The sequence below is a fragment of the Staphylococcus sp. FSL W8-0271 genome, assembly GCF_038006605.1.
In the GTDB taxonomy this organism is placed as follows: domain Bacteria; phylum Bacillota; class Bacilli; order Staphylococcales; family Staphylococcaceae; genus Staphylococcus; species Staphylococcus cohnii.
On the sequence record NZ_JBBOVM010000001.1, the window covers coordinates 1,010,283 to 1,024,858 of the forward strand.

The 14,576-nt window shown below is 31.3% G+C and carries 15 protein-coding genes; 12 read left to right on the top strand and 3 right to left on the bottom strand.

Translation table 11 applies throughout. The features are described 5' to 3' along the window. Nucleotides 1-161 precede the first annotated feature (161 nt). The 9 genes from NST87_RS05040 (at nucleotide 162) to fumC (ending at nucleotide 8,779) form a co-directional block, all read left to right on the top strand. Complete coding sequence (locus tag NST87_RS05040) at nucleotides 162-1,229, top strand: PTS transporter subunit IIC (protein ID WP_019468106.1); 1,068 nt, start codon at nucleotides 162-164, stop codon at nucleotides 1,227-1,229. Nucleotides 1,230-1,559: 330 nt separating this feature from the next. Then, nucleotides 1,560-3,023 carry an ABC transporter substrate-binding protein/permease gene (locus tag NST87_RS05045; RefSeq protein ID WP_019468107.1) on the top strand — a complete coding sequence of 488 codons (1,464 nt, stop codon included), beginning with the start codon at nucleotides 1,560-1,562 and terminating at the stop codon, nucleotides 3,021-3,023. After that, entirely contained in the window at nucleotides 3,016-3,738 is a 723-nt protein-coding gene (locus NST87_RS05050; protein ID WP_019468108.1) for an amino acid ABC transporter ATP-binding protein, read from the top strand. The genes NST87_RS05045 and NST87_RS05050 overlap by 8 nt, the downstream gene beginning before the upstream one ends. 159 nt (nucleotides 3,739-3,897) lie before the next feature. Next, entirely contained in the window at nucleotides 3,898-5,025 is a 1,128-nt protein-coding gene (gene queG, locus NST87_RS05055; RefSeq protein WP_019468109.1) for a tRNA epoxyqueuosine(34) reductase QueG, read from the top strand. A 5-nt stretch (nucleotides 5,026-5,030) separates the two neighbouring features. Next, complete coding sequence (trmL, locus tag NST87_RS05060) at nucleotides 5,031-5,501, top strand: tRNA (uridine(34)/cytosine(34)/5-carboxymethylaminomethyluridine(34)-2'-O)-methyltransferase TrmL (protein ID WP_019468110.1); 471 nt, start codon at nucleotides 5,031-5,033, stop codon at nucleotides 5,499-5,501. Between the two features lie 179 nt (nucleotides 5,502-5,680). Beyond that, complete coding sequence (locus tag NST87_RS05065; RefSeq protein WP_019468111.1) at nucleotides 5,681-6,280, top strand: glucosamine-6-phosphate isomerase; 600 nt, start codon at nucleotides 5,681-5,683, stop codon at nucleotides 6,278-6,280. Between the two features lie 24 nt (nucleotides 6,281-6,304). After that, a complete protein-coding gene (locus NST87_RS05070) occupies nucleotides 6,305-6,490 on the top strand; it encodes an SAS053 family DNA gyrase inhibitor (protein ID WP_019468112.1) in 186 nt (61 codons plus the stop codon). 292 nt (nucleotides 6,491-6,782) lie between these two features. Further along, a complete protein-coding gene (locus NST87_RS05075) occupies nucleotides 6,783-7,196 on the top strand; it encodes a hypothetical protein (protein ID WP_340721369.1) in 414 nt (137 codons plus the stop codon). Nucleotides 7,197-7,393: 197 nt separating this feature from the next. Then, nucleotides 7,394-8,779: a class II fumarate hydratase gene (gene fumC, locus NST87_RS05080; RefSeq protein WP_019468114.1), complete on the top strand. Its 1,386-nt coding sequence runs from the start codon at nucleotides 7,394-7,396 to the stop codon at nucleotides 8,777-8,779. Nucleotides 8,780-8,947: 168 nt separating this feature from the next. On the opposite strand, the gene NST87_RS05085 is transcribed toward fumC, so the two are convergent. Next, entirely contained in the window at nucleotides 8,948-9,775 is an 828-nt protein-coding gene (locus NST87_RS05085) for an RluA family pseudouridine synthase (RefSeq protein ID WP_019468115.1), read from the bottom strand. Nucleotides 9,776-9,966: 191 nt separating this feature from the next. Between NST87_RS05085 and NST87_RS05090 the strand changes: the two genes are divergently transcribed. From NST87_RS05090 to NST87_RS05100, 3 genes are all read left to right on the top strand, one after another. Beyond that, on the top strand, nucleotides 9,967-11,076 hold the full coding sequence (locus tag NST87_RS05090; RefSeq protein ID WP_019468116.1) for a GAF domain-containing sensor histidine kinase: 1,110 nt from the start codon (nucleotides 9,967-9,969) through the stop codon (nucleotides 11,074-11,076). A gap of 21 nt (nucleotides 11,077-11,097) precedes the next feature. Then, nucleotides 11,098-11,721, top strand: coding sequence for a response regulator (locus NST87_RS05095; RefSeq protein ID WP_019468117.1), 624 nt, complete (start codon nucleotides 11,098-11,100; stop codon nucleotides 11,719-11,721). Between the two features lie 121 nt (nucleotides 11,722-11,842). Then, nucleotides 11,843-13,126 carry a dicarboxylate/amino acid:cation symporter gene (locus NST87_RS05100; RefSeq protein ID WP_019468118.1) on the top strand — a complete coding sequence of 428 codons (1,284 nt, stop codon included), beginning with the start codon at nucleotides 11,843-11,845 and terminating at the stop codon, nucleotides 13,124-13,126. Between the two features lie 198 nt (nucleotides 13,127-13,324). Here NST87_RS05100 and NST87_RS05105 read toward each other — a convergent pair whose 3' ends face one another. Next, nucleotides 13,325-13,639 (bottom strand): hypothetical protein, encoded by a 315-nt coding sequence (locus tag NST87_RS05105; RefSeq protein WP_019468119.1) that lies wholly within the window; start codon nucleotides 13,637-13,639, stop codon nucleotides 13,325-13,327. 184 nt (nucleotides 13,640-13,823) lie between these two features. Further along, on the bottom strand, nucleotides 13,824-14,573 hold the full coding sequence (gene pflA / locus NST87_RS05110; RefSeq protein WP_019468120.1) for a pyruvate formate-lyase-activating protein: 750 nt from the start codon (nucleotides 14,571-14,573) through the stop codon (nucleotides 13,824-13,826). Nucleotides 14,574-14,576 lie beyond the last annotated feature (3 nt).

Sequence of the window (14,576 nt, forward strand, 5' to 3'; positions counted from 1 at the left end):
AAGTTTTTTTGTTGTCAGTTTGTGAGAAACGAGATGATGTATTATATATTATAAAATACTGTTCAATATTTAAATATTGGTTTTTAATATTAAACTTCATATTGTAGTTTAGTCAAAAATATAATATTATAAGTCTAATGTTATATTTGGAGGATACAAGAATGGTAAAATCTAGCACAGCCAAGGTTACAGGGAAAACATTTTTTAGTAATATTTTACAAGCTGTAGGAGCAGGTGTAGTCATAGCATTAATACCTAATGCATTATTAGGTGAATTATTAAAGTTTTTTAAAGAAGGCAATCAATTACTAGAAACTATTTATCAGTTAGTCGTTTTGATTCAATCATTTATGGCATTTATAATTGGTGTTTTAGCAGCGCATCAATTTAAATTTAACGGTGCTGGTGCCACGATGATAGGAGTTTCCGCTATGATCGGTAGTGGTGCGGTTAAAATGACACCAGATGGATTTTTACTTAATGGCATTGGTGATATTATTAATATTATTTTAGTTGTAGTAATATCTTGTTCTTTATATTTGTTATTACAAAATAAATTAGGGTCATTGGAAATGATTTTATTACCTGTTATTATTCCTGTTATAAGTGGATTTATAGGTTTGTTTACGTTAGGTTATGTATCAAATGTCACTAAAGGAATTGGTCATGTAGTAAATGCATTTACAGAATTAAATCCATTGATGATGTCTATATTGATATGTGTTACATATGCTTTGTTAATGGTTACGCCAATATCTGTAGTTGCTATCGCAACGGCAATTAGCTTATCTGGTTTAGGTAGTGGTGCAGCTAATATGGGTATTGTAGCAGCTTGTGTGACTTTTTTATTTGGTTCAATTAGAGTTAACGGTGCTGGCGTCAATTTAGTATTGATAATTGGGGCCGCTAAGATGATGATTCCTGTTTATTTTAAACATTTAATTATTGCAATACCATTAATCATTAATGGCGTGATAGGTGGTTTAGTAGCATATTTTATTGGAATTAAAGGTACACCAATGTCTGCTGGTTTTGGTTATACTGGTTTGGTTGGGCCTATCAACGCGTTTAATCGAATGGATGGAGATCCGACCATGAATATTATTTTATTAGTATTCGGATATTTTATAATACCGTTTGTATCAGCATTCTTTGTGCATGAAATTTGTAAAAAAATGATGCGTAAATATACAGATGATATTTATAAATTTGAAATCCCTAAACAGTAACAAAGCTTTACAATTACATAGATAATAAATAGCTATGCGTTTTATCTATCTATCTTTCAATATTATAATGCATGTTTATAACAGTCGTTATACATATTAATTGATATAAAATTTGAAAACAGAACAATGAGCTAAAAAACACCTTCATATTAAATGGAGGTGTTTTTTAATATATTGAGAATATAGCTGTCAATTAACGACATCAAATATACCATTTTATATAATCATACTAAGATGAACTTTTAAAATTAAGAAAAGAAACAAAACTCTTATTGAATATTTTTGCGTATTTATGTATAATAATAAATATTATAGAAAGGGGATTAATAGATGAAACAAATATTGAAAGTGATTACTGTTTTTTCATTCCTTATAAGTACTTTAATTATTTACATAAATCCAGAAGTAAATGCTAGTGAAAAAGATCAATGGCACAAAATTAAAGAGCGTGGTGAATTGCGTGTTGGTTTATCAGCTGATTATGCACCTTATGAGTTTGAACATAATGTTAATGGTAAATCAAAGTATGCAGGCATTGATATTGATATCGCAAAAAAGATTGCGAAAGATAATCATTTAAAATTAAAAATTGTAAATATGCAGTTTGATAGTTTATTAGGAGCGATACAAACTGGTAAAATTGATATCATTATTTCTGGAATGACACCTACACCAGAACGTTTGAAAGAGGTAGATTTTTCAAAACCTTATATGACGGTCGATCAAAAAATGATTATTAAAAAGTCTGAGGCAGATCGTTTTAAAACAATAGAAGATTTTGCGAATAAAAAAATTGGTGTACAAAAGCAAACACAACAAGAAAAAATTGCACAAACTGAAATTGATAATGCACAAATTCAATCCTTAACACGTGTACCTGAAGTTATAATGTCATTAAAAAGCGGAAAAGTTAATGGAATGGTAATTGAAGGGCCAGTTGCAGAAGCGTATTTAAAACAAAATAAAGATTTAACTTTTGCTAATGATGTTAAGTTTAATGAAGGTAAAAAAGAAACGGCAATTGCTTTGCCTAAAAATTCTCCAATGCTTATGGATAAATTAAATACCTCTATCAAAGATGTTAAAAATAAAAATTTGCTGGAAGATTATAAAGCGTCAGCTGCTGATGCAATGCAAAAAGATGACGGTAATTTCTTTACGAAGTATGGCAGCTTTTTCTTAAAAGGAATTAAAAACACGATTTTAATTTCTATAGTTGGAGTTGTTTTAGGTGCTGTATTTGGTGCATTTATTGCATTATTAAAATTAAGTAAAGTTAAAATATTGAGATGGATTGCTTCAGCTTATATTGAATTTTTAAGAGGCACTCCATTATTAGTACAAGTATTTCTAGTTTATTTTGGTACCACAGCAGTTTTAGGTCTAGATATCTCAGCATTGATATGTGGTATGATAGCGCTTGTTATAAACTGTTCAGCTTACATTGCAGAAATAATAAGAGCTGGTATTAATGCAGTTGATAAAGGACAAACTGAAGCTGCAAGAAGTTTAGGACTTACATATGGTCAAACAATGAAATCAGTTATTTTGCCACAAGCTGTAAAAAACATATTACCAGCTTTAGGTAATGAGTTTGTTACTGTTATAAAAGAATCATCTATTGTATCCGTTATAGGTGTTAGTGAAATAATGTTTAATGCACAAGTTGTACAAGGAGCATCATTTGATCCATTCACACCGCTCATTGTAGCTGCAATATTATACTTTATACTTACATTTACTTTATCAAGAGTGATGTATTTCTTCGAAGGGAGATTGAAAGTTAGTGATTAATATTAAAAATTTATATAAATCGTTTGGAAAAAATGAAGTTTTAAAAGGGATAAATCTAACGGTGGATAAAGGTGATGTTGTTGCTATAATAGGTCCTTCAGGTAGTGGTAAAAGTACACTTTTACGTTGTATAAACCTTCTTGAAACCCCTTCAAGTGGTGAAGTGATATTTAAAGATCATAGTTTAACAAATGAAAAAACTAAATTGGAAACACTAAGACAACAGATGGGTATGGTTTTTCAAAATTTTAATTTGTTTCCACATAAGAAGGTTATAGACAATATCATATTGGCGCCTAGTTTATTAAAAAAGGGTAATCAAAAAGATTTGAAAAAGGAAGCAATGGATTTGTTGAAAAAAGTTGGATTAGAAGACAAAGCTAATGCTTATCCTGCTCAATTATCGGGTGGGCAAAAGCAAAGGGTAGCTATTGCTAGAGCTTTAGCCATGAATCCAGAAGTACTTCTGTTTGATGAACCTACCTCAGCACTAGATCCAGAAGTGGTTGGTGATGTTTTAGAAGTAATGAAAGATTTAGCCAAAGAAGGTATGACTATGGCAGTTGTAACACATGAAATGAATTTTGCAAAAGACGTAAGTGATAAAGTTGTGTTTATGGCTGATGGTGTCATTGTGGAATCAGGGACACCGCAAAATATTTTCGAGAAACCACAACATGATAGAACTAGAAACTTTTTGGCACGTGTTTTATAAATATAAAATCAACCAAGGTGTTTGCAAATGGATTATTGTAATTCATTCATAGCACCTTGGTTTTTTTAATAAATATTGAAAATTGGATTATCGAATTCTCTTATTAATAATGAATATGTTAAACTATAGAATGTATGTTTTTAAGGTGAGGTGTGAAAGATGAATGTAGATCAATTGAAACAAGATGTCATAGACTATGCTCACTCAATTGGTATTGATAGTATTGGTTTTACCACGGCTGATCCATTTGATGAATTAAAACAAAAATTAGTTGATTATCATGAGAAAGGATATGCCTCTGGATTTGAAGAATCAGATATTGGTTTGCGTACTGAACCTAAGTTAACATTACCTACTGCAAGATCTATTATTGCTATTGCTGTTGGTTATCCCAATAAATTAAAAGGTGCACCTAGAAGTGTACGTGGAGACAGAAGAGGTATGTTTGCTAGAGCATCTTGGGGCCAAGATTATCATTCAATCATGAGAAAACGTTTAGATAAATTAGCTGAGTATCTAGAGACTAGAGTCCCAGATGTGGAAATTAAATCTATGGTTGATACGGGTGTGCTGTCAGACCGAGCTGTTGCTGAACGCGCAGGATTAGGTTATGTAGGTAGAAATGGGTTTGTCATAAATCCAGATCTTGGTACTTGGACTTATTTAGGAGAAATGTTAGTTAGTGTGCCTTTTCCTCCTGATGACCCAATCATTGATAGTTGTGGAGATTGCACAATATGTGTTGATCGATGTCCAACAGGAGCTTTAGTTGGTGATGGACAACTAAATAGTCAAAAATGTATTAGTTTTTTAACACAGACAAAAGGTTACATGCAAGATGAATATCGATATAAAATTGGTAATCGACTTTATGGCTGTGATACATGTCAACAAGTTTGTCCAAGAAATCGTGGCATTAACACACAGCACGATGATATTGTGTTAGAACCAGAAATATTAAAACCAAGGTTAGTACCATTATTACAAATGAGTAACAAAGAATTTAAAAATACTTACGGTCATTTAGCAGGTGCCTGGAGAGGTAAAAAACCAATTCAAAGAAACGCAATTCTAGCGTTAGCACATTTTAAAGAGGAAACTGCGATACCCGAATTACAAGAAGTCGCATTAAATGACCCAAGACCGATGATTAGAGCTACAGCTTATTGGGCAATTGGACAGATTCAAGGAGAGCAAGCAAGACCATTTATTGAAGCACATTATGACAGTGAATTAGAGGAAGTCCAACATGAGATGTTAAAAGGACTAGATATGAGGAGAGAATAAAAAGCATGACGAACCACATTGTATTATTTCAACCACAGATACCCGGAAATACTGGTAGTATCGCTAGAACCTGTGCTGGTACATATACACATTTACATCTAATAAAACCACTAGGATTTAGTACAGATGACAAGATGTTGAAAAGAGCAGGATTAGATTATTGGGATTCTGTAAATATTAGTTATTATGAAAATATAGAATCGTTTTTTGAAAGTACGCAAGGTGAATATTACTTATTAACTAAGTTTGGTGAAAAAACTTATTCTGATTTTGATTTTACTGATGAAGAGGAAAATCATTATTTTATTTTTGGTAGAGAAACTACTGGTTTACCTGATTGGGTAAAAGAGAAATATAAAGATACAGCATTAAGAATCCCAATGAATGATAATATAAGATCATTAAATTTATCAAATACTGCATCTTTACTTATTTATGAAGCGTTAAGGCAACAAAATTTTCCAAATTTACATTAAATTATATATTAATCAATGAAAAACGACTTTGACATTTGTATAATGTAGATAAAGCTAAAAGTAGTTTTTGAAAATTTAGTTGATTATTAAAATTATATAGTTTATGAAGATAGCTTCAAGGGTATTATTATAAATAATGCTAGAACGCGTCTTAAAAGATTAAGAGGAGTGTAATAACTATGGCAATGAACTTTAAAATTTTAGAAAACGAAAAAAGTGTAGCAGAATATGCTGCAGATATTTTAAGAAAACAGTTTAACAATAATCCAACTACTATAGCAGGCATACATCTTTCTAATGATAATGCACCAGTATTAGATGAATTAAAGAAAAATGTAGATGATCATGCAGTAGATTTTAGTCAAATTAATATATTAGATTATGACAGCAATAAGTCTTATTTTGAAGCGTTAGGCGTACCAGAAGGTCAAATATATGGTGTTTCATATGGTCAAGATACAGAATCATTTATAAGTGATAAAATTAAAACTAAAGAAAATAAAGGTAAATTGATTACACAAATACTGTCAATAGATACAAATGGCAGACTTAATGTAAGTATCAATCATGGTCTCTTTTCTGCAAGAGAAGTAATTTTAGTGATTACTGGTTCTGAGAAAAAAGATGTTGTGCATAAATTATATGAAGAAAATGGTAAAACTTCATTTGAGCCATCTGATTTGAAAGCACACCGTATGGTAAATGTTATTTTGGATGAAGCTGCTGCAGAAGGTCTTCCTGAAGATGTTCGTCACTATTTCACTGCACGTTTTGCATAAAATTAAAAATGTGAGGTGTAACTAATGACAGATGATAATGCAAATAAAAAGTATTCTAACCATGAAGCAGAACCAAAAAATGAAATGGTTGATGATTTTGAAGATATCGTAGAATTGGGAAAAGAAATGGAACAAATTTCTGAAGAAAATGATGAAGATAAACTAGATAAATCACATGATTCAAATGTACGTTCTGATTTAGATAATTAAGGTGTTAGGTTTGTTTAATAAATGATTAAATAGCATCTTTCAAAGTCTAAATGATATGCTATGAGTACTACTAACAAACAAAATCATTAATTCGTTTATAAATAATTGGAAGCAAGTAAGAGATGGTCAAATATTAAAAATTTGATGTCCTTCTCGCTTCTTTTTTATATTTATTTAATCAATTTGCCAAGTTATTTACGTATGATTTTATGAATAATAAAAAAATAATGCCAACATAAATTTGATTATGTTATTATTAAGTCATTATTTGAATTAAGGAGTTATCATTAATATGTTAAGTAACTATTGGAAACACCTCATGATATGTGCTGTGATTGTAAATTTAATTTCTATAAAAGGTTTTCCTATGGCCATTGGAGCAATATATCTGCCAATCTTGTTTAAAATTATTCAATTACAAATCAACTTGTCACATGGACTGGTAGATAAAGTAAATGCTTCTACGTTTGTAAAAAGTAATCAAACTGGAATCATTATTAGTGTAATATGCTGTATTGTTATAACAGTATTGTTATTTAAGCCGCTTGGGGGTTTTTATAATAGTTTAACTGGATTTTTAGGACTTCTTATCACAGTTAGTCCTGTGACTGTGGTTATTGGGGCGATTCTTTTAGTCTTAACTGCAATAGGTATTATACAAGCAGCAAAGATGAAATTTAACGATGTAACAATTACAAAAGGTTAATGAATAGATGTAAAAACCAGGAACTAAAAATTAGTTTCTGGTTTTTTAATGCTAGCAACTACGTATCTAAACTTTGTAAACCGTTGTTATTACCTAGACATTTTTTATATAATGAAAACGCTATATTAAGAGATTGCCCAGTTAAATTAATTAATGCTATACTAAAGTTAAATACATATTGAAGGGGAGATTTTTAAATGTCAGTTAGAATTGAACATGATACATTTGGTGAAATTGAAGTACCTGCAGATAAATACTGGGGTGCACAAACAGAAAGAAGTAAACGTAACTTTCCAGTTGGAAAAGAACAAATGCCAATTGAAGTAGTTTATGGATTCGCTCAATTAAAAAGAGGGGCAGCATTAGCCAATCATGAATTAGGAAAACTAAGTGACGCAAAAAAAGATGCTATCGTTCATGCATGTGATCGTATATTAAACAAAGAATTAGATGAACACTTCCCATTAGTCGTTTGGCAAACAGGAAGCGGCACACAAAGTAATATGAACGTCAACGAAGTTGTGAGTTATGTTGCAAATATGTATCTCAAAGAACAAGGTAGCGATGAGTCAATACATCCAAATGATGATGTGAATAAATCTCAAAGTTCAAATGATACTTTCCCTACTGCGATGCATGTTGCATTATATAATGAAATTGAAGTGAAACTTGAACCTGCATTAAAATCATTACGTGATACTTTTAAAGAAAAAGAAGCAAAGTTTAATGATATTATAAAAATCGGACGTACTCATTTACAGGATGCTACACCTATTCGTTTAGGCCAAGAAATAAGCGGATGGCGTTATATGTTAGATAAATGTGAAACATTACTTAGTGAGTCAAAAGCCCATATTTTAAATTTAGCAATCGGTGGTACTGCAGTAGGTACCGGTATCAACGCTCATCCAGAATTTGGTGATAAAGTTGCTAAATTTATTTCAAAAAATACAGGGTATCCATTTGTATCATCTGAAAATAAATTTCATGCATTAACTGCGCATGATGAAGTCGTTCAATTACATGGTTCTCTCAAAGCTTTAGCTACTGACTTAATGAAAATTGCAAATGATGTGAGATGGTTAGCGTCTGGACCACGTGCTGGGCTTGCTGAAATTTCTATACCAGAAAATGAACCTGGTTCATCTATTATGCCTGGTAAAGTCAACCCAACACAATGTGAAATGTTAACGATGGTTGCAGTTCAAGTTATGGGCAATGACACTGTGGTTGGCATAGGTAGTTCACAGGGGAATTTTGAATTAAATGTCTATAAACCTGTGATTTTGCATAATACATTACAGTCTATATATTTATTGGCGGATGGTATGCAAACATTTAACAATAATTGTGCAGTAGGCATTGAACCAATTGAAGAAAACATTGATAATTATTTAAATCAATCACTAATGTTAGTAACAGCATTAAATCCTCATATTGGATATGAAAAAGCTGCTAGCATAGCTAAAAAAGCGCATCGAGAAGGTTTAACATTAAAAGAATCTGCCATCCAATCTGGATATTTAACTGAAGAACAGTTTAATGAGTGGATTAAACCAGAAGATATGGTTGAGCCTAAATAAATTTAAAATCTTAAAGTATATCAATATCTTTGATTAACGAAGAAACGTCAATTTCTATTGAAATGAAATAGAAATTGACGTTTTTGCATTTATTTTGATTCATTTTAACTACAATGTTGTTCGTGCGATAAAAGCTATAGAGAGAATTGAAAATTAAACCTATCTCTTTTAAATTTCATCATCTAAACTAACTGATATTTTTTCTTGTGTTAATGGGTGAATAAATTCAATTTTATAACTGTTCAATTGCAGTTGTCTTAAAGTTGAATCACCGTATAATGGATCTCCGATAACAGGATGTCCTATTTCTGCTAAATGCACACGAATTTGGTGTGTTCGACCTGTGTCCAATTTCAAATCGACTTCACAAACATTTTCTTTGACCATATTCGAAGATAATATGTGTGTAATGGCAGATTGTCCTGTTGTAGATACTCGGCGTTTGTTCGAATGAAATTTATCTTTACCAATAGGCGCATCAATGGTTTGTGGTTTAATTGGTAATAAGCTATGTACCTTTGCTTTATAGATACGGTCAATTTTATTTTCTTCTAACATACGGTCTAGGATTTTTTTCATTAAAGGATTTTTAGCAACAATTAATAAGCCTACAGTTTCTTGATCTAAGCGATGTATCGGTTCTGCATAGTCACTATTGATTGTATATATCACATGATTCATTAATGTATTACTTTCTTTTAAATCATTAGGATGTGTTTTAACCCCTTTAGGCTTCATAACAATTGCTAAATCATTGTCTTCATAATAAATTTGAGCATATCGATAACTTGGTAAATAATTACTTTTTTCTTCTGGTGTTGGAATGTAAACTTGATCGCCTGTTTGTACTTGTGACGTGAGTTTTGCATTTATATCATTGATTTTAATCTCTTTTGACATATTTAAATTGTGTAAATCTTTTTTTGGTAATTGTAATTGCTGGAAAATTTCTCTTAGTGTTAATGTATTATAATTTTCTGGGATTTGAAATTTCATAATATCCTCCTCTTTAACCAATTATTATCATACCATAAACACGCTGTTAAAAATATTAGACCTTGAGATTGATTTAATAATTTTTTACATTGTTTTAATTCAAGTAAAAAGGAATTATTTATCTATTTTTAAATGCTATACAAACTTGTATAATGTATGTAAATAGTGTTGTTAAAGAATGGACTGGTTAAATGGAAAAACCGACAAGATTAGCATTATTAAAAGAAATTGCTGAATTTTTAAATGAAGAGACAGAAACATATAGTATGCTACAAGGCGCATTAAAATCGTTAATTGATGGTAGTGAATTTACTACAGGCTGGATTTTTTTCATTGATGATGTGGGGCAACATGAACTCGTATCATATAATGGTTTACCAGGAGCATTGGAAAATAATCATTGTGAATATATGCGAAAGGGTACGTGTTGGTGTGTTCAAGCATATCAAAATAAAAGGTTAACGAAGGCTTCAAATATCATAAATTGCTCGAGAATTAATTTAGCAAATCGAGCTTATCATGAAGAAACTGACGGTATTACACATCATGCTACTGTTCCGTTAAGGTCTGGTGAAGAACAATTTGGATTACTCAATGTTGCAACACCTTATACAAGGAGATATAGTGCAGAAAACTTAGAGTTATTAGAATCTGTTGCATTGCAAATCGGATCTGCAATAAAAAGGATTCTCTTAACCGATCAAGAAAAAGAAGCTGCGCGTATTAGTGAACGTAATAGATTAGCTAGAGATTTACATGATTCAGTAAACCAAATGCTTTTTTCTGTTAAATTGACAGCTCACGCAGCATTAGGGATGACACAAGAAAATGTTTCTCGTAAAGCATTCCAAGTGATTGAAGATACAAGCCAGCAAGCAGTAAATGAAATGAGAGCTTTAATTTGGCAATTAAAACCCGTTGGTTTAGAACAAGGATTAGTTAGTGCGCTAAAACAGTATAGTGAGTTATTACAGTTAGAGTTAATTGTTAAAGTAGATGGTTTAATTAAACTTCCAAGTCAAATAGAGGAAAATGTTTATAGGATTGTTCAAGAAGCAATGAATAATACAAAAAAACATAGTGAAACCACTCAAGTTCGATTAGATTTAGTTCAAGCGGACAATTATTTATTGGTAACAATCTCTGATTTTGGCAAAGGTTTTGATAAGCATAAATCAAATCTTTATCACTCGCATGGTTTGAATAATATGAAACAAAGGACTAAACAGATAAGTGGCAAATTGACAATTGAAGGTGAACCAAACAAAGGTACAAAAATTTATATTTCAATACCACTTTAAAGTTTCGAAAGGAAGGTCAAGATGAATCGAATCATTTTGGTAGATGATCACCATATCGTAAGACAAGGTTTAGAATTTCTATTATCAACAGTTGATGATATAGAGGTTGTTAAAGGTTTTTCAGATGGCAAATCATTTTTAAGTTATTTGGAAGCGCATGATTTACCCGATATTGTATTATTAGATTTAGTGATGCCCAATATGAATGGTATAGAAATCACTGAAATTATGAAACAAAAGTATCCAGAAGTAAAAATATTAGTGCTAACCAGTTATGTAGATGATGAACATGTAATTTCTGCAACTGATAAAGGCGCTGATGGTTATGAAATGAAAGATGTTGAACCTGAGAAGTTAATTAAAACAATTAAGAACGTATTGTCAGGTGAAAAAGTTATCCATCCACAAGCCCAAAGTGTTATGGAATCTGTAAGCAGTAAACCGCATTATACAAACAAACTTTCAAAACGTGAATCTGAAGTATTGACAGAAATGGCAAAGGGTAAAACAAATAAAGAAATTGCGGAAACTTTATTTGTCTCAGAAAAAACTGTTAAAACACATGTCAGTCACATATTTGCTAAATTGCAAGTATCCGATCGTACACAAGCCGCTATTTATGCTATGCAGAATAATCTTATATAATATATTAGATGTTATGTAAATATTATTTTACATAGCATTTTTTTATTCGATATATACTTTTGTTTCAAAATGTATAATATTACTATATACTATATCTAATAAACATAAAGGGGATGTTATTATGAAGACTAAAAATCTTTCATTGAAAATTGTTATAGCGTTAATTCTCGGTATAGCAATAGGCTCCATACTTAACACGTTTGCGCAATCAAGTTTTGTAGTCAACGTTGATAAATATGTCTTCAATGTTATTGGGCAAATTTTTCTGAATTTAATTTTCATGTTAGTGGTGCCAGTTGTGTTTGTTTCAATTGTGTTAGGTGTAGTAGGTGTGGGCGATCCTAAATTACTAGGTGGTATTGGTTTGAAAACGATTAGCTTCTTTTTAACCACTACTGCAATAGCTATTATTATTGGGATTACTTTAGCTTTAGTTTTACAACCGGGGGAAGGGAAATCAGATTTATTAAAAAGTGAAGATGTTTCAAGTTATCAAAAAACATTAGATAAAGAAGATAATTCACAAAGTTCTGCTGCAAAGCAATCTTTTGATCAAACACTGATTAATCTTTTTCCTAAAAATCCATTACAAGCCATGAGTGAAGAAAATATGTTGCAAATTATTACATTTGCCATTTTCATAGGGGTTGGTTTGATAATGGTTGGTTCGAAAGCAGAAGCGGTACACCGGTTATTTGAGCAAACCAACGAAGTTTTAATGTATATAGTGACGATGATCATGAGTGTATTTGCGCCTATTGGTACGTTTGGTCTTGTTGCTCATGCATTTACAGGGGCAGGATTTGGAGCTATCCAACAACTTGGTATGTATTTCTTTATAGTGCTTCTAGCGCTATTTATCCATTTCTTCGTTGTATATGGTTCAGCGGTGAAATTTATGGCTAAATCAAGTCCACTAAAGTTCTTTAAGGGATTTCTACCTGCAATTACACTTGGTTTTAGTGCATCGAGTTCCACTGCAACCTTACCAGTATCACTTAAATGTACAAAAAATATGGGTGTTAGACCTGAAGTAGCATCTTTTGTACAACCTCTCGCTGCTACGATAAACATGGATGGAACGGCAATCATGCAAGGTGTTGCAACAATATTTATTGCACAAATCTCAGGTGTAGAGCTGTCATTTATGCAAATTATTACTGTTGTGGTCATCGCTGTTGTAGCATCTATTGGTACAGCTGGCGTACCTGGGGTTGGACTGATTATGTTAGCAATGGTTTTAAATGCCGTTGGATTAGATCCAGCTGCAATTGGTATTATTTTAGGTATTGATAGGTTATTGGATATGACACGAACATCTGTCAATATTACAGGTGATGCTGCTTGTGCACTTATCATTTCAAAAGCTGAAGATAAAAAATTAGCTGCTAGAAATGAAAGTTAATAAAATAATAGACATAAATATAAGGAATTTAAAATCTGAGAGTGGCTCTAACATTTATATGTTTTGGCTACTCTTTTTTTAGTTGATACACATGAGAAGTGTTGTAAAATAGATGTTGATTTATAAAAGTATTTGTCTATCTAAAAAAACTAAACCATCACAATGATAGCTTAGTTTAAGATTAACCTAATGAGTTACTTATTCAGAAAGAAGTACATTATACAACTCTACAAATTTCTTACCATCTTTTCTTGGAACCTGGTCAAAAAGCCAAGGCTCTCCGTCTGCTTCCATAATAGTTATTCTAAAAGGGGTTAAGGATAGACCAAATTTAACACTTTGAAGTTCATCAAATGGGAATAAACTTTTGATTTCATGATTTTCAATTACTCCTTTTGCTTTAAACGTAATTTTATCATTATACAATGTCAAAAGGCCTGGAATCATTTGAGCATTAATAAATTTCATAGAAGCACTGGTAGAAATTAGTTTTGTTGAAGTATGATTATTCAAAGAAACATCCCCTTAAAATTTGTTTCTGTTAATATATCATTTTGAAAAATATTATTCAATTTCATGTTCAGTAACAAAAATAAAAGTAGTGAATGATATCTATATTTCAAATGATATCAATGCACTACTTTTTAGATGTACTACATTTTAATAAGCACGATAAATTTAACCTGTCGTAATAAAGTTAATTAGGGGTGTAACCTTTAAAATTTACATATTGATAATCTTGTTTTACTTCAGCCTCGGTAGGTGCTGTTATATGCTCTAAAGCATAAGGTAAACCTAGTGATTGCCATTTATGGACACCGAGTTGGTGATATGGCAGTATTTCAAAGCGCTCAACGTTATCGAGTGAATTTATAAATTCACCTAACCGTATTAAATCTTGTTTATCATCTGTAAGACCTGGCACTAGTACATGTCTTATCCAAACAGGCTGTCCTTTACGTGAAAGTGTTTTAGCAAAGTTTAATATATGAGTATTAGGTTGGCCAGTTAATTTCTTATGTTTAGCATTATCAATATGCTTAATATCTAATAATATTAAGTCTGTATATTTTAATAAAGCATCTAATTGTTTTTCAAAAGTGGGTGTATTTTTCGCTGTACCAGCCGATGTATCTATACAGGTATGAATATCGTATTTTTTTAACGATTGAAATAGGGCGGTTAAGAATTTAATTTGTAGTAAAGGCTCACCACCACTTACTGTAACACCTCCATTTGATGCATCAAAATATGGTTTAAAAGGTATTATTTCGTTTACCATTTCATCAACTGTAACTGCGCGTGTATAGTCATTTATTTTCCAAGTATCAGGATTATGACAGTATAAACATCTTAGTAAACAACCTTGGGTAAATAAAATATAGCGTAATCCTGGACCATCAACGGTACCCAAACTTTCAACAGAATGTAAATGTCCTTTTAACATATA

Excerpts from the sequence above, each read along its gene's own strand:
- NST87_RS05065 (WP_019468111.1), top strand. The coding sequence starts at position 5,681 with ATGGCAATGAACTTTAAAATTTTAGAAAACGAAAAAAGTGTAGCAGAA.
- trmL (WP_019468110.1), top strand. The coding sequence starts at position 5,031 with ATGACGAACCACATTGTATTATTTCAACCACAGATACCCGGAAATACT.
- NST87_RS05095 (WP_019468117.1), top strand. The coding sequence starts at position 11,098 with ATGAATCGAATCATTTTGGTAGATGATCACCATATCGTAAGACAAGGT.
- NST87_RS05100 (WP_019468118.1), top strand. The coding sequence starts at position 11,843 with ATGAAGACTAAAAATCTTTCATTGAAAATTGTTATAGCGTTAATTCTC.
- queG (WP_019468109.1), top strand. The coding sequence starts at position 3,898 with ATGAATGTAGATCAATTGAAACAAGATGTCATAGACTATGCTCACTCA.
- NST87_RS05040 (WP_019468106.1), top strand. The coding sequence starts at position 162 with ATGGTAAAATCTAGCACAGCCAAGGTTACAGGGAAAACATTTTTTAGT.
- NST87_RS05070 (WP_019468112.1), top strand. The coding sequence starts at position 6,305 with ATGACAGATGATAATGCAAATAAAAAGTATTCTAACCATGAAGCAGAA.
- fumC (WP_019468114.1), top strand. The coding sequence starts at position 7,394 with ATGTCAGTTAGAATTGAACATGATACATTTGGTGAAATTGAAGTACCT.
- NST87_RS05045 (WP_019468107.1), top strand. The coding sequence starts at position 1,560 with ATGAAACAAATATTGAAAGTGATTACTGTTTTTTCATTCCTTATAAGT.
- NST87_RS05090 (WP_019468116.1), top strand. The coding sequence starts at position 9,967 with ATGGAAAAACCGACAAGATTAGCATTATTAAAAGAAATTGCTGAATTT.
- pflA (WP_019468120.1), bottom strand. The coding sequence starts at position 14,573 with ATGTTAAAAGGACATTTACATTCTGTTGAAAGTTTGGGTACCGTTGAT.
- NST87_RS05085 (WP_019468115.1), bottom strand. The coding sequence starts at position 9,775 with ATGAAATTTCAAATCCCAGAAAATTATAATACATTAACACTAAGAGAA.
- NST87_RS05075 (WP_340721369.1), top strand. The coding sequence starts at position 6,783 with ATGTTAAGTAACTATTGGAAACACCTCATGATATGTGCTGTGATTGTA.